This window comes from Streptomyces sp. NPDC048603, assembly GCF_043199475.1.
Lineage (GTDB): Bacteria > Actinomycetota > Actinomycetes > Streptomycetales > Streptomycetaceae > Streptomyces.
Genome location: NZ_JBICVY010000008.1, coordinates 365,293 through 382,899, shown reverse-complemented (window position 1 = coordinate 382,899; position 17,607 = coordinate 365,293). Strand labels below are relative to the sequence as shown.

The 17,607-nt window shown below is 77.0% G+C and carries 14 protein-coding genes; all 14 read right to left on the bottom strand.

What is annotated here, in order from left to right; all coding sequences use genetic code 11:
• Positions 1 to 93 precede the first annotated feature (93 nt).
• The 14 genes from ACGFQ9_RS22085 to ACGFQ9_RS22020 are packed head-to-tail and all read right to left on the bottom strand — an operon-like array spanning position 94 to position 17,606.
• Positions 94 to 2,256, bottom strand: a complete 2,163-nt coding sequence (locus ACGFQ9_RS22085) for a hypothetical protein (protein WP_393575820.1) — start codon at positions 2,254 to 2,256, stop codon at positions 94 to 96.
• Entirely contained in the window at positions 2,253 to 5,768 is a 3,516-nt protein-coding gene (locus ACGFQ9_RS22080; protein ID WP_393575819.1) for a putative baseplate assembly protein, read from the bottom strand. The genes ACGFQ9_RS22085 and ACGFQ9_RS22080 overlap by 4 nt, the downstream gene beginning before the upstream one ends.
• On the bottom strand, positions 5,765 to 8,683 hold the full coding sequence (locus ACGFQ9_RS22075) for a putative baseplate assembly protein (protein ID WP_393575818.1): 2,919 nt from the start codon (positions 8,681 to 8,683) through the stop codon (positions 5,765 to 5,767). The genes ACGFQ9_RS22080 and ACGFQ9_RS22075 overlap by 4 nt, the downstream gene beginning before the upstream one ends.
• Positions 8,680 to 9,078 carry a GPW/gp25 family protein gene (locus ACGFQ9_RS22070; protein WP_393575817.1) on the bottom strand — a complete coding sequence of 133 codons (399 nt, stop codon included), beginning with the start codon at positions 9,076 to 9,078 and terminating at the stop codon, positions 8,680 to 8,682. Before ACGFQ9_RS22070 ends, ACGFQ9_RS22075 begins: the two co-directional genes overlap by 4 nt.
• Positions 9,079 to 9,082: 4 nt before the next feature.
• Positions 9,083 to 9,433, bottom strand: coding sequence for a hypothetical protein (locus ACGFQ9_RS22065; protein ID WP_393575816.1), 351 nt, complete (start codon positions 9,431 to 9,433; stop codon positions 9,083 to 9,085).
• Between the two features lie 5 nt (positions 9,434 to 9,438).
• Positions 9,439 to 9,972, bottom strand: coding sequence for a phage baseplate assembly protein V (locus tag ACGFQ9_RS22060; protein WP_393575815.1), 534 nt, complete (start codon positions 9,970 to 9,972; stop codon positions 9,439 to 9,441).
• A complete protein-coding gene (locus ACGFQ9_RS22055) occupies positions 9,969 to 11,069 on the bottom strand; it encodes a hypothetical protein (protein ID WP_393575814.1) in 1,101 nt (366 codons plus the stop codon). Before ACGFQ9_RS22055 ends, ACGFQ9_RS22060 begins: the two co-directional genes overlap by 4 nt.
• A gap of 10 nt (positions 11,070 to 11,079) precedes the next feature.
• Positions 11,080 to 11,421 carry a LysM domain-containing protein gene (locus ACGFQ9_RS22050; RefSeq protein ID WP_393575813.1) on the bottom strand — a complete coding sequence of 114 codons (342 nt, stop codon included), beginning with the start codon at positions 11,419 to 11,421 and terminating at the stop codon, positions 11,080 to 11,082.
• A gap of 10 nt (positions 11,422 to 11,431) precedes the next feature.
• Complete coding sequence (locus ACGFQ9_RS22045) at positions 11,432 to 12,091, bottom strand: hypothetical protein (RefSeq protein WP_393575812.1); 660 nt, start codon at positions 12,089 to 12,091, stop codon at positions 11,432 to 11,434.
• Complete coding sequence (locus ACGFQ9_RS22040) at positions 12,088 to 12,432, bottom strand: hypothetical protein (RefSeq protein WP_393575811.1); 345 nt, start codon at positions 12,430 to 12,432, stop codon at positions 12,088 to 12,090. The genes ACGFQ9_RS22045 and ACGFQ9_RS22040 overlap by 4 nt, the downstream gene beginning before the upstream one ends.
• Entirely contained in the window at positions 12,429 to 14,810 is a 2,382-nt protein-coding gene (locus tag ACGFQ9_RS22035; RefSeq protein WP_393575810.1) for an ATP-binding protein, read from the bottom strand. Before ACGFQ9_RS22035 ends, ACGFQ9_RS22040 begins: the two co-directional genes overlap by 4 nt.
• A complete protein-coding gene (locus tag ACGFQ9_RS22030; protein ID WP_393575808.1) occupies positions 14,810 to 16,021 on the bottom strand; it encodes a DUF4255 domain-containing protein in 1,212 nt (403 codons plus the stop codon). Before ACGFQ9_RS22030 ends, ACGFQ9_RS22035 begins: the two co-directional genes overlap by 1 nt.
• Positions 16,018 to 16,884, bottom strand: coding sequence for a hypothetical protein (locus ACGFQ9_RS22025; RefSeq protein ID WP_393575807.1), 867 nt, complete (start codon positions 16,882 to 16,884; stop codon positions 16,018 to 16,020). The genes ACGFQ9_RS22030 and ACGFQ9_RS22025 overlap by 4 nt, the downstream gene beginning before the upstream one ends.
• On the bottom strand, positions 16,881 to 17,606 hold the full coding sequence (locus tag ACGFQ9_RS22020; RefSeq protein WP_393575805.1) for a hypothetical protein: 726 nt from the start codon (positions 17,604 to 17,606) through the stop codon (positions 16,881 to 16,883). Before ACGFQ9_RS22020 ends, ACGFQ9_RS22025 begins: the two co-directional genes overlap by 4 nt.
• Position 17,607 lies beyond the last annotated feature (1 nt).

Here is a 17,607-nt window from a genome sequence, read left to right as displayed (position 1 = left end):
GGGGCATGCCTCCTGGGTGGGGCGGGACGGGCGGGGGCAGGCGGGCGGGGGCGGGCTGGCGGACGGGCAAACAGGCGGGCGGGCGGGGCGGGATCAGGTGGCGAAGAGCACGTCGCCGTCCGATCCGGCCGGGAGGTACTCGGCCAGCCGCCGGCGCAGTCCGTCCTCCCGCTGCGGCTGGAACAGGTCGTGGAAGGAGCCGAGTTCGGAGCCGTCGTCGGCGCCGCGCCGGATCTCCGGCGGGCATCCGGGCGCCAGCTGGGCGTAGCCCGGGGTGCCGTACGTCCGGCTGGTGAACCTGGGGACGACGCGCCCGGGGTCGCCCGAGTGGGCCGGTTCGCAGTGGAAGGGCGGCGGGGTGCGCGACTCCGCCGGCAGCCAGCAGAAGCGGACACAGCCGCGCTGCCGGACCGCCACGTGGACCGGGCCGTCCAGGATGGAGTTCTCCACCAGCCCGACGGCGTGGGTGCGCAGCCCGCCGAAGACCGTGGTGCGCCGCGCGGAGAACTCGGCGTACGCGCAGCAGTCCCCGGGCCCGGACAGGGCGGGCAGGGCGGCGGCGGTGGCGTCCAGGACGGAGTCGGAGACGAAGATCCGGTTCGGCGGATGCCGCGTCGCGTCGGCCTCCACGGTGACGGAGCCGGTGATGCTGTGCCCGATCTCCAGGCAGGCCGGGGTGCGGACCAGCTCGATGGCCGGCTCGGCGGGGTGCTCGCAGCGGCAGTCCCCGGCGAGGGACCAGCCCGGCACCAGGGTGGAGTGGCGTACGGTCACCCGCCCGACGGCGCCCTGGACGCGTACGCTCCGGCCGGTGACCAGCAGACCGGACAGGGTGAGCACGGGCAGCGGACCCTCGCCCCGGCCCGTGCCGGTGACGCGCAGGGCGTCGGGGCGGTTCGCGTACCAGTCGAGCAGCCGCAGCACGGGCCGGCTGCGGGGCGCGGCACGGACGGTGAGCCGGTCGCCCCGGTCGAGCCGGATCTCGATCTGCTCCTGGAGGACGATGGAGCCCACCAGTTCGACGGCCGCGGTGCGCAGGGCGGGGCGGGCGGCCTTGTCGCGGCACCAGTGGGCGAGCGCGTCCGTGAGCCGTTCGTGCTGCTCGCCGGGGCCGACCCGATAGACGGCTTCGGGCGGGGCGGGGGCCGGGGCCCGTCCCGCCGGCTGTGGGCGGGGGTATTCGCCACCGCCCATGTCCGCGGAGAAGCCGTGGTGGTAGCTGACCCAGAGCCCGGTGTCGGGGGCCGATCGGGCCGGGAACGCGATCCGGCCGAGGACCGGGTCGACGGCGACCCGGCCGTGGCGGGGCGGGTGGTTCCAGTGGGTCAGGTCGGCGGGGACGATCTCCGCGAGCGGGACCGGGGTGTCGCCGTCGCGCCACAGGCAGAGGCTCTTGCCCGGCCCGTAGTAGTGGGCGGTGCGTTCGGCGAAGGCCCGGCGGCGGATGAAGGCGGGCACGTTGGTCTCGTCCGCGAGGTGGGTGGGTGAGGGTTCCCGGACGGGCCGGGTCACCAGCGGGGTGTCGTTCCCGAGGATGCCGAAGGTGAAGTGGCCGCGGTCCCGGTCGGTGCAGTACGCCGGGGCCCGGGTGACGGAGTGGGCGGTGAGCCGCCAGACGAACAGGCCGGCCCCGTCGATGCCGGCCCGGCCGCCGGGCGCGTGCGCGGAGCCCGTCCGGCGGATGTCGGCAGTGTGCGCGAGCCCGTCGAAGGGCCCGCCGGCCAGGTCGAGGGCGTCCCCGTGCCGGAGGTCCGCGAGGCGGCCGGTGCGCAGCCGGTCCGCGGTCTCCTCCGGCCTGCCGGAGTGGCGGCGTACCGGCTGGTGGAAGGCGAGGAGGTCACGGAACTCCACGGCCCGGGCAGGCCAGTCGGCGACGTCGCGGGCCAGGTCCTCGAGGACGGCGAGGGTGCCCTTGCGGCGCCGGTTGGCCAGGGTGCGGGCGATGTCGCGGCGCGCGGCGAGGACGGCGGCGAGCCGGGCGGCCGCCTCCTCCCCGCCGGCGCGGGCCGCCTCGTGGCCGGGCAGCGGGTCGTGGCCGACCAGGGCGCCGAGATACGGCAGGACCCAGGGGCTGCAGGTCTCCACGAACCAGTCCTCGTAGCTCTGGCGCACGGAGTCGCGCAGCAGGGCGTGCTGTTCCTCGATCACGGCCAGCAGGGCCCGCAGCGGGTGGCCCTGTTCGGCGTCGCGGCGACGGTGGAGGGCGGGGAGCAGGGCGTAGAGGGGGCCGTCCGCGGCCTCCGGCCCTTCGGTCATGGCAGCCTCCGCAGGATCAGGGTTTCGGGCAGGTCGGGGTGCATGACGGCGAGCTGCGCGGGGCGGATTCCGGTGGAGAGGAGGATCCTCCGGCCGGGCCTCAGCCGCACCGAGCGCAGGGTGGGATCGGCCGCGGCGAGGTCGGCGACGGCGACCCCGTGGCGGAGGGCGATCGAGGTGAGGGTGTCGGCGCGGCCGGTGGGGTCCTCGCCGGCGGTGTGTTCGCGGCGGCCGGTACGGGCGGGCAGCGCGTCCACGGTCTCCGCCGCGTCCCGGAGTTCGGAGACGAGCCGGACCAGGGCCAGTGGGTCGGCGGGGGCGGTGATCCCGGCGAACACGTCGACGTCGATGTGGTCGACTCCCGGTACGGCGTGCACGGCGGCGAGTACGCGGCTCAGGTGGGCCGGCTGCGCGAGCTCGCGGGCGGCGAAGCCCAGCACCTCGTGTACGGCGGCGCGGACGGCGGGTTCGACGGTGGCGAAGGAGTGGTCGGGGAGCACCCGGAGGCGGGCGGACAGGACCAGCAGGACGAGTTCCCGCACGTCGACGCGGACCGGGAGGTGCGGGTCCCCGCAGGCGGCGAGGGCACCGGCCAGGCCGGTGATCAGCGGGTCCGCCGGGTCGGTGGGGGCGTCGTCCACCGCGGCCACGGTCACGTGGACGACCTCCCGCCGCCCGTCGAAGAGGCGGGCCGCGGCGGCCTTGCCGATGCCGGGGCGGGCTCGGGCGAAGTCGGCGTAGTCGGTCACCGAGACCGGGCGGTCCAGGGCGCGGCTGCGCAGGGGGATCCCGGTCCGGGTGTCCCGGGGCCCGTCGGCCGCGGTGCCGCCGGTGGCGGGCAGCGGGTTGGTGACGGCGCTGACGCCGGGGGGCCGGCTGACGGCCTGGGTGATGCGGCCGGGCGGGAGGTTGCCGGCCGGGCCGGCACCGATCCGGTAGGCGGCGGTGACGTTCTCCACTCCGGTGGGCAGCCGGGCGCCGTTCCGGCCGTCGCCGAAGGTGACGGCGGCGCTGCCCGTGCCCTGGGTGAGCAGGTAGCCGCCGTCGAGCGGGCCGAGTCCGGAGAGGTCCTCCGCGGGATGCCGGAGCATGCCGTCCACGCGGACCTCCAGGGCGGGTCCGGCTCCGGCGGGGCCGACGGCGGGCAGGTGGGTGAGGGGGGCGGTGCCGGTGACCTGGCGCAGGGCGAAGGTCTGGCCGGGGCGGGAGGCGTCGCCGCTGCCGAGCACCTCGGTGCGGGTCTCACCCTGGGTGGCGGGGACGACGTTGGCGTGCAGGGTGACCGTGTCCCGGCGGTAGGTGTGGGTGAGGGGCGCGGCCAGGAGCAGGGTGGTGTGGACGGTGTCGCCGGCGCCGGTTCCGTCCTCCGCGCCGCCGGCTGCCGCCCGGTGGCCTCCGGTTCCCCGGTCCCGGAGTCCGCCGTCCGGGTCGTCCTGGCCGGGGCGGGACCGGACGGACTGCCAGGCGGTGGCGAGCACGGCCGGTTCGCTGCCGTGGACGCCGGTGGTGCCGGGTACGTCGGTGCGTTCGCCGGACACGATCAGGCGGCGGCCGGGGCGCAGTCCGGTGCAGACCCCGTCGAGTTCGATGCGGTCCCCCGCGATGTCACCGGTGGCCGGTTCGTCGGCGAGGACGAGCGGTTCGCCGGCCGCCCAGAGGGTGAGGTCCTCGTACGGCACGGCTCCCCCGGTGGGCGGTGTGTCGTGCCACGGCCCGTCGACCCCGACCCGGGTGACGGGCACGGTGACGGGGGGTGCGCCGCGCGGCACGGGGACGGGCAGCCGCAACTGGGCCACCGTCACCACCCTGACCCGGTAGGGGCCGTGGGTGGAGCCGGCCTGCTCCGCGACCAGCCAGGAGCCGGGCAGGATGCCGTCGTGGACGCCGTCCAGGAGGATCTCCCCCTCGGCGGCCCCGGTGCTGCCGTCGTCGTCCTCCGCCGGTCCGCCGGGCGGCGGGGCCAGCGGACGGGCCTTCACCCGCAGCACCTGGACGCCCGAGGCGGGGCGCGGCGGGGCGATCCGCTGGGTCTCCCAGGCCCGGTGGATGCCGTCGGCGAGGCGCGGATCGGCTGCGGCGAGCAGCCGGGGCACGGCGTCGGAGCGGGGGTCCCACAGGTCGGCGGGGGCGGCCTCGGGACCGGTTCCGGCGGCCGGCGGGCGGGGCGGGGTGCGGCGCAGTGCCGGGAGCACGGCGGCGGTGGCGACCAGGGCGGTGGCCCGGTCGCAGTCCGCGGCGCGGGCGGGCCCGTCCGCGCGGTCGGCGTACTGCTGCGGGCAGACCAGGGCGTGGGCGAGGGCCCGCAGGTACTCAGTCTCGGGCAGGCTGCGGCGCCGGTCGGCGGCGACGGTGAGCAGCGCCGCGTACGTCGCGCGCCGCGCCGGTTCCACCCGGCCGTCGAGCCACCGGGCGGGCGTGCCGTTCGGCCGGGCGGTGACCAGGGCGATGCCCTCGGCGACCAGGCGCGAGGCCTCGGCGGTGCGCCGGTAGAGCGTGTCGTACGCGGCGGCCCCGCGGTCGGGCCCCTCGTCCTCTTGGTCGTCCCCCTGGTCGTTCTCCTCGTTGTCCTCCTCGTTGTCCTCCTCGTTGTCCTCCTCCGGCTCCGGGGGCGCGAGGAGTTCGGCGGCGGCGCCCAGCGCCTCGCGGAGCGGGGCCGCTGCCGCGCCGGGCGGGGCGGTCCGGAGGGCCAGGTCGAGGGCAGTCCGGGCGGCCTCCACCGGGTCGGGGACGGTGAGCGGGACCAGGTCGGCCGCGGTCCGGCCGGCGGTGTAGTCCGGTACGGCGGCGGCGACCACCCGGACCACCGGGTCGAGGACCTCGCCGAACAGCAGGAGCAGCCGGTCCCCGGCCTTGAGGCCCAGGGCGGGGCCCGTCAGGGTGAGCCGGGCGGTGCTCTCGGCGGTGCCCCGGCCGAGCCGGGGCGGTGCGGTCCGCCGGACCGCCAGGGTGTTCCAGCGGGCGTCGGCGAGCAGGTCCTCGGAGGTCTCGAAGGCCTGCGGCAGCCCGCCCTCGGCGGGCACGCTCCGGGCCTGCGACCCGGCCGGTACGAGCGTCCGCGCGCCCGGGTCGAGGGTGTAGGCCAGGTGGACGCCGGAGCCGAGGGCCGGCCGGGGCCGGTGGCCGACGAGGCGGCCGAGCCGGACCAGGGACCCGGGTTCGGCCGCGGTGGCCAGGTAGCCCTCCTGGACGTGGCGTTCGGTGTAGAAGGTGAGGACGTCCGCGACCACGGCCCAGCAGTCGAGCAGGGCGATCGCCGGGTCGTCCGCCGTACGGGCGGTGAGCCGCAGGAGTTCCGGGCGGGCGGCGAGCCGGCGGCGCATGGCTTCCAGGAACCGGCTGTGGGTGCCGATGCGGCAGTGCAGTCCGGCGAGACCGGGCGGGTTGTCCGTCGCCGCCGGGGTGGGCAGGGACCCGTCGCAACCGCGCCCGCACCCGTCTCCGGGGCCGCACGCACCACCGCCGCCGCCACCACCGCCACCGCCGCAATGGCCTCGTTCCCGTCCCGCGTTCATCGGCCCCCTCCGATCAGCAGTTCCAGTACGCCGTGTTCGGGCCGGACCGGGTCCGCGTCCAGCCGGGCGATCTCGCCCGGCCTCAGCCGCAGGACGCCGTCGCCCATCGCCTCTCCGGAGGGCTCGAAGAGCCGCTCCAGGGCTGTGACCCGTACGGAACGCACGCCGGGGACGGCGGCCGCCGCGGCGACGATCCTGCTCACCCGGACCGGAGTGCCGAAGGTCAGCTCGTCCGGGTGGAACAGCCCGGGGGTGCCGTCCGGGAGCAGCCCGCTGCCGAGGACGCGTGCCACCGCGGTGCGCACGTGCCCGGCCACGGCCGTGGGCTCGGCGGTCAGGCACAGCGCCAGCCGCAGCGGCACCTGCCGGGCCGGGCCGACGTACACCTGGTGTCCGATGCGGCGGACCCGGTGCAGGGCGTCGCGTACGCCGGCGGTCAGGCGGGCGGGTGCCTCGGCCGTGCCGAGGGCGTCGACGGCCACCTGTGCCTCGTACCAGGAACCCGTCCAGCGCAGCCGGGCGTCGGCGCGCTGGACGCCGGGGACCTGGCCGGCCAGGGTCGCGTAGTCCTGTTCGCCGACCGCGCGCAGGGGCCGGCGGGACGCCTCGTGCGGTGCCCGGGCGCGTACCGCCGCGACCGGTTCGGGATCGGTGCCGCCGGTGGCGGGCAGCGGGTTGCGGGCCCGGAGGGTGACGCCGGTCAGGCCGCGGAGTTCGACGGTGTCGATGGCCTCGGCGCCGACGTTGCCGGCGGTGCCGTTGCCGAGCCGGCAGCGCAGTTCCAGGACGCTGCCGGGGGCGGGCCGGGCTCCGCTGCGGCCGTCGCCGAACCGGAGGTGGAGCAGGCCGTCGTCGTCGGGTTCGCCGACGAAGCAGCGGTCGGCGGGGCCGCAGTCGAGGAGGTCGCGGCGGGGCAGCCAGGGTTCGCCGGGCAGGCCGGGTTCGGTGGCGCGCACGGCGGGCAGGGCCTGCCTCGGGTCGGGGTCCAGGGCGTGGCGGATCGGCCCGTGGAGGGCGGGGCGGGCCGGGTCGAGGGCGTCGCCCTCGGGCCTGCCCCAGCACTGGCCGATCTCCCAGCCCTCGTTGGCGGCCAGGAGGACGTGGCCGGCGCGGGCCCGGCAGGCGAGTTCGCGGACCCGGGCGAGTTTGCGGTGCAGCAGTTCACCGAACCGGGCCGCCAGGGTGCGCAGGGCGGTGACCGGGTCGGCGGCCGGCCGGAGGCGGCGCAGCACCGCGGCCCCGAAGAGGGTCTCCAGCCAGGCGAGGGCCTCGGCGCCGGGAGGTGTCCCGGCTTCGGCGGCGCGCAGCAGGGCGAGGAGCCGGGCGCGGGCCCGGCCGGGCAGGCCGTCGAGGAGGTCGGCCTGGGCCCGTCCCACGGCCTCGGGCAGCGGGTACGGCGCGCTCCAGGTGACGGGGGTCGGGGCCCTGCCCGCCCCGGTGGCGGCGTCGCCGGGCACCACCGGGGCGTACCGGTCCGGCAGTTCCGGGTAGGCGGGCAGGACGGCCGGGGCGCCCTCGTCGGCGCAGCCGAAGTCCGGCGGGCAGGGGCAGCCGGGGGTCCCGGGCGGCGGGACCGGCCAGGTCAGCCGCTCCGGCGGGGCGCCGGCGAAGGCGGGGTCGGCGCCGTGTTCGACGAGGACGGCGTTGCCGCGGGCCACGGCGGTCTCCAGCGGTTCGCACCGGGGTCCGCCGACGGCGCGGACCCGGAGCGGGAACCGGAGCGCGTCCTCGGGGGCCCAGGTGACCTCCAGGAGCCGCCGGCCGTAGAGCGGGTCGGTGCGGCGGCGGACCTCGACGAGCCGGACCGCCTGCCGGCGGGTGGGGTCGGCGTCGGCGGGGAGGCCGGTCGCGGCGCCGAGGATTTCCTCCAGGACGAGGATGTCGCCGGGAACCAGGGCGAGTCGGCGGGCGCCCGCACCACCGCCCTGCGTACCGGGGGCGCCGCTCCCTGCCCCGTCCCCGTCCGCGGTCTCGCCGTCGCAGAGGGCGGCGGTGCGGGTGCCGGCGGGCAGGCGGAAGTCGGGTTCGCCCCAGTGCCACAGGGAGATCCGGTCGTGCGCCGGGCGGACGGTGACGTCGCCGGCCCCGACCGGTTCGAAGACCTGGTCCCCGGCGCGCAGCCGGAAGGTGCCCGCGGGCAGGGTGACCCGTGCCGCGGAGGACAGGCAGACCACGGCGCGGGCCGCGCAGCCCTCGTGCATCGGGTAGTCGACGAGCCGGACGTGACGGCGGACCGAGGTGCGCAGCCGGGCGGTGTCGAGGTGGGCCTCGGCGGCGACGGCGTCCTGTTCCCAGGCGATCTCGTCGCCGGCGTACGCGAGCAGTTCGACGAGGGTGACCAGGAGGTCGGCGGCGTGCCGTTCGCCCCACCGGGGCAGGGTCAGGGAGAGCCGTTCCAGGAGGGCGCGGCGCAGGCTGTCGTAGTCCCTGGCCAGGTAGTCGATCAGCGGTTCGCCCGGGGTGGCCGGCGGGACCGGCTCGGGCGCGCAGTCGGCCGGTGCCGGGCAGTCCTGCCCGAAGGTGAACCCGGCGGAGGCGAAGCACGGGTCGAAGCCGGGGAGGGGTTCGGTGCCGGGCCTGCCGGAGGGGTCGGCGGCGACGGCGTGCAGGCGGTAGCGGGAGATGTCGCCGGGGCGGTCCACGTCGAGGTGGATCCGGCCGGGGCGGTCTGGGTCGGCGTCGGCGTCGGGGCCCGTGGTGACGGCGAGGACCCGCAGGTCGCGTGCGACGACACCTCCGTCGATGCGGAAGTTGGCGGGGACCAGGCCGTCGGGAGCGGGACCGAACAGGGTGACGGTGAGCCGGCGGCGGGTGGGGTCGACGGTCACCGCCTCGATGCCGTTGCGGCCGGCCGCGCGGGCGTCCCGGGCCCGGCCGGAGAGGGCGGATCCGGCAGGCGTGCCTTCGGCGGTCACCGGGCGGCTCCCGTGGCGGAGGGGTCGGACGGGTAGGAGGTGCGGGCGCTGTCGAAGGTGTCGGTGCGGATCGTGCCGGTGGCCAGGACGGCGTACCGGATCTCGATCCGGAGCGCGGAGTCCTCGGCGGCGACGTCGAGCGCCTGGACGGCGACGACGTCCCCGAGCCAGCGGTGCAGGGCGCCCTGGACCGTGATCCGTAGAGCGGCCGCGAGGTCGGGGCCGCAGGGCTCGAAGACCAGGTCGAGCAGGCCGCAGCCGAAGTCGGGCCGGTTGACCCGCTCCCCCGGGCTGGTGAACAGGACCTGCTCGACCAGGTCGCGCACGTGGTCGGCGGGGTCGGTGAGCGCGGTGCGTCCGTCCGCCCCGATGCGGAAGGGGAAGTCCACGTCCATGCCGCTACCCCGCCGTCACGCGGAGCTGGATGAGGTGTACCAGGGGTGTCACCGGCGGCGGTCCCGCACACACCCCGGCCCCCGGCACCGGACCGGCGGGCGGCGGGTTCTGCACCAGGACGGGCCGGCCGCCGGCGAGCACCCGGGCGGCGAGTCCGGTCCAGGCGACGCCCGTGCACGGCGGTGAACCGGACACGCCCGGGCATCCGGTGACGGTCAGCAGGTCGGCGGCGGTGGCCACCGGGGCGCCGCCGGCCAGCACCCGGAGCTGGCCGGGGCTGTCCTGCACCTTCCCGAGGTGGCCGCAGGTGATGACGGCGGCGGTGGTGACCACGAAGGAGGCTTTGGAGGGCATCGCGGTCACCCCGGCAGGACGGTGAGCGCGCCGTTGCCGAGGTCGATCCCGGCCTGCGTCACCTTGATCGTGGGACCGGCGGCGGAGGCGCCGATCTCGATGCCGCCTTCGTGCAGCCGGATGTAGGGCCCCGCCGGCCCCTTCAGCTGCAGCAGGATGCCGCCGGTGGGTCCGCCGAGGTCGGACAGGAGGAGGCAGGTCTGGGCCGGTGTGCCGATGACGACCTGCGGGGTGCCGTCGGGTGCCGCCTGGGCCACGGGCGGCAGTTCGGCGGCGCTCCCGCGCCAGAAGCCGGTCCACACCGCCCGGTCGGGGTCGCCCTCGGCGAACTGCACCCAGACCCCGGAGTTGACGAGCGGGACGACGTACATCCCGCTGGCCGGCCCGGCGAGCGGGGTGGCGGGACTCGCCCATACGCAGGGGTCGTCGCCGAGCACGTCGGCGACGCGCACCAGCAGCCGGCCGGTGCGCAGCGGATCGGTGTTCGAGACGACGACCCCTTGATAGAGGCCGTGGAAGGGGGGCGCTGCCTTGGTCACGGGGTCACCACCGGGGTCAGGGAGCCGAGTCCGTCGCGGGTGAGGGTGAACTGCTGCTTGTACGCGCCGCGTTTGATGTCGTGGGTGACGCCGGCGACGTACCAGAGGCCGTCGTGGGCGGTACCGGCACCGCGTACGCCGACCAGCCGGCGGGCGCGCAGTACGTGCCCGTAGCGCAGCACGTCGAGGGTGCCGGTGCCGCGGATCGCGTCGGCCCCGGTCGAGGTGCGGCTCAGGCCCAGGAGCAGGGCCTCGGTCACCGAACGGCCGCCGAGGTCCGGCAGCGGCTCGTGCCGGAGGGCGACGGCGGGCCGGGCGGCGAGCGGCGGGTGGAGCAGGCTGACGTCGGGGACCGGCAGGTCGATCCCGATCTTGCTGGTGGGTTCGGTGAGGGTCACCGTGTACTGGGTGCGGGACAGCCCGTCGTAGGTGAAGTCCAGTGATTCCACGGTGGCCGCGGCCCCGGCGCCGAGGGTCAGGGCGGGCTGGACCGGCCCGGTGCGGACCTGCGGGCCCCAGTAGGCCAGGCTGCTCCCGGGCACCGGGCCGGGCTCCAGGTGGAAGACGTATCCGACCTCCGCGGCGAGGGACTTGAGGTAGGCGAGGTCGGTGCCGGCCTGCAGCGGGATGTGCCGCACGGGGTCGGGTACGTCGGCCAGTACGGGCGGCACGGCCAGCGGCACGATCCCGTACGCCGCGTACTTGGCGCAGATGGTGAGGACCCGCACGTGGTGGGGCATGCCGGGGTGACAGGCGCGCACGTGGCGGACGTCCATGAGGACGCTCAGGTCCTCGCCGGTAACGGTCAGGAGCGAGGCGCCGGGCTCGGCGCTGGGTGCCGTCTCCTGCTGGGTGATGATCCCGTCGGAGAGGACGGTGGGGGTGCCGCCCACCACGGCGACGAGGACCACCCGGATGCCGGGGTCGAAGAATCCGGCCGGGAGCAGGGCCTGTTGGATGACGGAGCGGGCGCTGACGGCGAAGGTCAGCTGGAAGCCGCCGGCCTGCCCGGAGGTGGTGGTCACCTTCACCGACTGGAGGGCGTCGGTGAGCGGTGCGGGGACGGGGACGGCCAGCACCGGCCCCATCAGCAGCATCAGGCGGAGGCTACCGGTCACCCGGGCCCCCGCCCGGAGCGAGGAGGGCCGCGCCCTGGAGCAGGCCCGCGGGCAGGGTGACGCGCAGCCTCCGGCCGGGGCGCGCGGTGAGTTCGGCGGGGGTCAGGACCCGGTGCGCGTCGGCGATCCGCCACGCCTGCTCGGGGTCGCCGAGGTGCCGGGCGGCTATGTGGTCCAGCCGTTCGCGGTGGGCGACCACGTGCACCGCGATGGTGGTGAGGGTGTCCGGGTCGGGCATCGGGCGGCGGCGGACATAGGTGACGGTGCGGCCGTCGGGCAGCCGGAGCGTGGCGGTGGGGAGGTCGTGGTAGCGGCTGGTGGCGCTGAACATGCCGGCTCCTTCAGAGGCTGCCGAGGCCGAGGCCGAGGTCGGAGGGGGTACGGGTGACCTGCGCGGCGAACCGTTCCCGGGCTTCGTGGTGCTGGAGGTAGAGCAGGCCGCCCTTGTGGTGGAAGCCGAGGTCGTCGACGGTCAGCACCCGCGCGGTGACGGCGACCTTGGCGCGGATCGGGTGCAGGGCGGTGTCGAAGGCCTCTTCGGTCACCCCGAACTCGGTGATCCGGACCGGCAGGACCCGGGCCCGGCCGAGCACCAGGACCGTCAGCGGTGCTTCGACCGGCGCCACTTCGATCATGCCGAGGGAGGCCATGCGGTCCTCGGCGAGCAGCTGCCCGAGGGGCGGGTAGAAGGCACTCTCCAGGGCCGCGAGGACGGGCAGCAGGCCGTGCGCGGCCTCCTGGGGATGGCCCTCCGGGTCCTCCAGCTGTTCGGCGGCGTCGAATTCGGCCTCGAACCTGTACGTCTCGTGGGGCGGGCCCTTCAGGCGCTGTGCCTCCAGGCGGTCGCCGGGCTCGGGGCCGATGCCCTGGGGCTGGAGGGTGCGGGAGAGGGAGTCGGGATTGAACTGGAACGGTACCGTCCGCAGGGGGCGGGCGGTGCCCGGGTCGAGCAGGACGAAGCCGCCGCGGATCACCCGGGGTGCCCCGGGGAAGCCGGTCATGGCGCCTCCCGGCGGAGCGGTGCGGTGCGGGCGGACGGGGTTCCGGGGGCGAGGGCGGCGTAGAGGGAGCGGGCGGCTGCCCGGCCGGAGGCTGCCGCTGTTCCTCCGGGGGCGTCCGGCGGAGCGGGCGGTGGAGCGGCCGGCGGGGCGTCCGGCGGGGTGGTGGCCGGAACGGTCAGGGACCGGGTGCGGCGCGGGGCCCACGGGGCGGGACCGCTGAGCAGAGCGGCGAGTTCGGCGGTGAGCGCCTCCCGGAACTCGCGTTCCCGGGCCGGTGGATGGGTGCCGTGCAGCTGGGCGGCGTCCACGACGAGGCGTTCGATGTGCAGTTCCACCCTCATGACGGCACCTCACCGGTCGGGATCGGCCGCGGGGGCTCCGCGGGCGGCTGCGGCTGCGGCTGTGGCGGCAGGGACGTGGGCCCGGTGCCGGGCTCGGTCCAGAGGAAGTCCCGCTCCCGTACGGGCTGTTCCAGCTTGCGGAACTCCTCGCGGGCCGCCCGGAGCACCAGCGGCATGGTGATCGCGGTCCCGGCGGCCGCAGCGAGGAAGGCTGCGTTGACCGCGATGGTGCGGGTCATGGCGCCGCTCACGTCCAGCCGCGCCAGCCGGTCGTAGTCGAGCCGGTCACGGCCCGGCGCCGCCGCGGGGAAGGCGCGCCGCCAGATCTCGCGGCGGCGGTCCGCGTCCGGGAACGGGAACTCCACGACGAACCGCAGCCGGCGTACCAGCGCGGCGTCCAGCGCCGAGCGCATGTTGGTCGCCATGATGGCCAGCCCCCGGTGGGACTCCAGCCGTTGCAAGAGGTAGTCGACCTGCACGTTGGCGTACCGGTCGTGCGCGTCCTTTACCTCGCTCCGCTTGCCGAGCAGTGCTTCCGCCTCGTCGAGGAACAGCACCGCGCCGCCGGCCTCGGCCGCGTCGAACAGCCGGCGGAGGTTCTTCTCGGTCTCGCCGATGTACTTGCTCATCACGGCCGAGAGGTCCGTGCGGTAGAGGTCCAGGCCGAGTTCACGGGCGAGCACCTCGGCGGCCATGGTCTTGCCGGTGCCGCTGGGGCCGGTGAACAGGGCGGTCACGCCGAGCCCTCGGGTCAGCCGGTCGGCGAAGCCCCAGGTGTCGTAGACGGTCCCCTGGCGGGTCACCTGATCGGCGATCTGCCGGAGCCGGTCGCACGCCGGCCCGGGCAGGACGAGGTCCTCCCAGCCGGCTTCGGGGCGCAGGCGCTGGGCGAGGCCGTCGAGCCGGGAGCGGCTCCGCAGCAGGCAGGCGTCCCACAGCCGGCCCGGCTCGTGCGCCGCGGCCACCTCGGCGATCGCGGGCAGGTCCAGGGCGAACTGCCGGGCGAGCAGGTCGACGTGCACGCCCTCGGCGGCCGGACCGAGCGCCTCCCGCCACGCGTCGGCCCGCTCGCGCGGGGTCGGCGGCCCGACGTCGACGACGACGGTGCCGCGCCCGGTCCCGCCGCAGTCCGGATCCGGTCCGAGGCCGGGGGCGGCCTCGCGGGAGCTGACGATCACGGGGGCGTCGACCCGGCCGATGAAGCGGGCGACGGCCGCGGGGTCGTGCCCGGAGGCGTGGCCGGAGCCGTACTCGGATCCGGGCGCGTGGCCGGACCCGGATCCGGCCTGCGCGTCGTCGTCGGCGTCGAGGTAGAGGGCCGACGGCAGCAGGGCGGCCTCGCGTGCCCAGAGCCGGGCCAGCTCCTCGGTCTCCTCGGCCCGGGCCGGCAGCAGGGCGGCCGGGAGCCGGTACGCCGGCAGTCCGAACGCGGCCGCGGCGCAGGCCGCGACCAGTCGCTTGCTGCCCGGCTGTGCCCCTACGAGATGGAGGACGGGCGGGGCGGCCGGGGCGCGGTCCCAGGCCGCCGTGCACTGCTCCACGGCGGCCCGCTGGGAGGCCGGGAGCTCGGGGTGCGGGGCACGCGGGAGGGGGGTGACCAGATGGGCCAGCCGTTCGTCGAGGTGGTCGAGTCCACGGACGTGGTCGACGATGCGTTCCTCGGCGCGCATCGGACTGTTCACCACGGCCGAGCCGGGCGCGCGGGTGATCCGCACCAGCCGCCAGTACCGCAGGCGGCCGTGCGGGGAGACCGCCTCCCAGGACGGGCCGGGGAGGACGGCGAGCGCGAGGCCGGGTGTGGGGAAGGGCATGGCCGGGCTGCCGTGGGCGGCGGCGAACAATCCGCCCATGGACGGGTCCAGTTCTTCGGCCAGACTCATGAGAAGGAGATCGCGCTCGAAGCGGGTCAGGTTCAGGCGGGTGGCGAGGGTGACGAGGGCGGGCGGCGGGGTGGTTGCCGCTTCGGCGGCGGCGAGGCGGGCCTGGGCGGCGGCCAGGGCTTCGGCGCCGACGCCGGCGCTGGCGCTGGCGCCGACGCCGGCTCCCGCTCCGACTGGGGGCGTTCCACAGTCGGACTGCGGCTGTCGGGGTGGGCGGCGGCGCCAGGGTGACCGTGGGGGTGCGTCCGGCGGGGTCGGGGCTGCGGAGGCGGGCTGCGGTGCCGTGTGCCCACCCTCCCCCAAGCTCTCGACTCCGCTCGAGCAGGGGGCACCCCCATCGCCCTGCGGCACGCCTGCCCACACGGCGGCAGCGGGCAGCTCGCCTGCACCCACGGCGGGCGGAGGTTGCACATGTTGGTGGAGGAGGGTGCGCAGCCAGGTGAGGGAGGCTGCGAGGAACTCGGCGTTGTGGTGCTCCCATGGGTCGGTCGTGGGCATCAGGTCACCGTCAGCCGTTGGGTCGGGTCGTAGGCGGGGTGGTCCGCCGTGCGGTCGGGTACGAGGAGGCTGTCGACGCCGTCCACGCGGAGCCGGACGGGGTGGCTGCCGGGGCGGGCGCGTTCGATCGCGAAGCGCACGGTGTTCCCGGCGAGTTCGCGCGCGGTGTGGGCGTCGGCGCCGAGCAGCAGGGAGACCCGCTGGTCCGCCGTGAACGGAGGGTCGGCGGTCAGGGTGATCCGGGCGGTTCCCGCACCGTCCCGGTCGACGGTGGCCGGCATCGTGCTGGTGATCGCCGGGGCGAGGGCGAGGTACCAGGGGCCCACCGGGAGTTCGGCCCGCGGGCTGCCGCCCAGCAGGGTCAGGGCGTGCACGCCGGCGGCGAGACCACCCGGCAGCGGCAGCAGGACCGGGCCGCCCGGGGCGGGCGCGGCGACCGGGATGTCGACGGCGGCCCCGGTGGGGGCCGGGGCGGCTGCGAGACGGGTGAGCCGGACCCCGGTCACACCGGACAGGTGGGTGCCGTGCAGCTCCACGGTGTCGCCGGCCAGGGCGGCCGGCCTGCCGCCCGGGTAGCGCAGCCGGTGGACCGCCGGGGTGGCCGGCCGGGGGTCGGCCGCGGCCTGCGGTCCGCGTCCGTCCGCGCCGCGCGCGAGCACGGGCAGCGGGGCACGGGCCGGCCGCCGGGAGTCGATGAGGACGGCGCGCACCTCGAAGGCCGCGGTGAGCCGGTAGGGCGTCTGGAAGACGCTCCACAGCGAGTAGATCTCCTTCTCGTCGACCCCGTGCCAGGTGATCCGGATGTGGTCGGGCTGTCGCGAGAGGTCGCTGAAGGCGGCGGTCTGGGCGAGTTCGGCCCGGGTGAGCAGGGGCCGCGTGTGCAGGGCCTGGAGGGCGGCGCCGAGCAGCCGGTGGGCCACGAGGTCGTCGTCGCCCTGTACGAACGGGGTGAGGAGGTAGTGCAGCACGAGGGGCAGTGCTGGTTCCCCGGTCTCGCCGGGGAGCAGTCCGGGCGGTGGCTCGTTGCGCCGCTCCGGGGCCGTCGCGGTGCGGTAGAGGAAGAGGTTGACGAGGCCCGGCTGCCCGGTCGGACTGACCCGGTGCGGGGGCCGGGCGACCGCCGTGGCACCCGGTTCGACGGTCTTGATCCCGTCCTCGACCAGTGCCCGCAGGGTCTCGGTGACGGCCTCGATGGCCCGAGCGTCGCTCACGTGGCACCGCCCCGGCGGCGGCGCAGGTAGGCGTCGAGCGGGACGGAGGGCTCGCGCGGGGTGCGGCGTACGGGGGCCGGGGCGGGTGTGCCGGCGGTCCCGCCGGTGCCGCCGGAACGGATCTCCAGCCGGCCGATGGTGATGTGGACGGTGGTCTCCGCGGGCGGCTGCGGTGTACGCCCGGCGGGCGGCTCCGTGCGCCGATCGGCCCACCCGGCCGCTGCGGGCCCGCCGGACGCGGCCGCGGAGCGGCCGTACGCGGCCACCGCGGCCCACGGCCCGCTTCCCGTTCCCGTTCCCGTGCGGGTCCCGCTTCCGGTCTCGGTCCCGGTCCCGCTTCCGGTCTCGGTCCCGGTCCCGGTCCCGGTCGGCATCGTGGTGGCCGTCGCGGTGAACGGGCCTTCCCCCGGCGGCGCTTCGTGTTCCGCGGGTGCCGCACGGAGCCCCGTCGGCGGGGCCGGAGGGCTGCCGCCGCGGGAAGCGGGCGGGGCGGGACGGGCCCCGGCGGCCCCGCTCCCGGTCGGGCCCGCGGCGAACGGCCGGGCCGGCGTACGGGATCCGCGCGTGGACGGTGCCGCACCCGGTGGGGAGCCGTCCGGACCTGCGGCAGCCGTACGGACGCCGGCTTGCCTGGCTCGGCCGGCTCCGGGCCCGCCCGGGCGGGCCGCGCCCCCGACCGCCGCGCCCGGTTCGGCTCCGGCGGCGCCGGAGGCTCCGGCCGGGCCGTCCTGCCCGTCCCCGGGCCGGCCGGGGTCGGACAGCGCCGGTGGCGGGTCGAAGAGGGAGAGCGGGCGGGGGCTTACGGCGGCGGGGTCGGTCCGGCCGTGGACCCGGTCCAGGACCCGGTCGAGGAAATCGCTCATGCGCCGACCGCCTCCAGGTAGAAGCGCCGCCGTGCCGGGCTGAGCGCCAGGATCTCCTCCTCGTGCCAGCCGTAGGCCCGGGCGAGGACGTGTACGTCGGCCAGCAGGCCGCGGGCGCACGCGTCGACGTCGGCCCAGACGTGCGCGGCGACGTCGACCGGGGCCGCCCAGACATGGGCGCAGACGGCGCAGGTCAGGTCGAGGCGGATGTCGGCGCGCGGGTCGAGAGCGGGCAGTGCCTCCGCGACGGCGGTGAACACCGGCTCGGGCAGGGTGCCGTCCGCGGGCGGCGTGCCGTCGACGTCGAGCACGCACCGGGCCACGAGCCGGCGGCGCGCCTCGGCGGCCGGGACCGGGGCCGGCCCGACGGCGAGGAGGTCGCGGCTGGTGAGGGCGCGGTAGCGGACCCGGTGGCCGCCGGCCTCCAGGACCGCTTCGGCCGGCACCGGTGCGGCGGGGCCGCGCAGGTCCGCCGGCGGGACGGCCACCTCCAGCTCGGCGCCGCAGGCGGGACACCGGGCCAGGCAGTCCAGGTCCCCGCCGAAGCAGGCGTCCCGCAGGTCGGCCAGGAGCGCGTCGCGGGTGCCCAGGGGCAGGTCACCGGCCTGTTCGCCGGTGTGCCCGCCCGCGGCGGCGGCGAGTGCGACGGCGCGGGCCGTCGGCGTGCGGCCCACGGCGTCCTCCCAGCCGCGCAGCAACCGGTCCTGCGTCAGAGCCCGCACT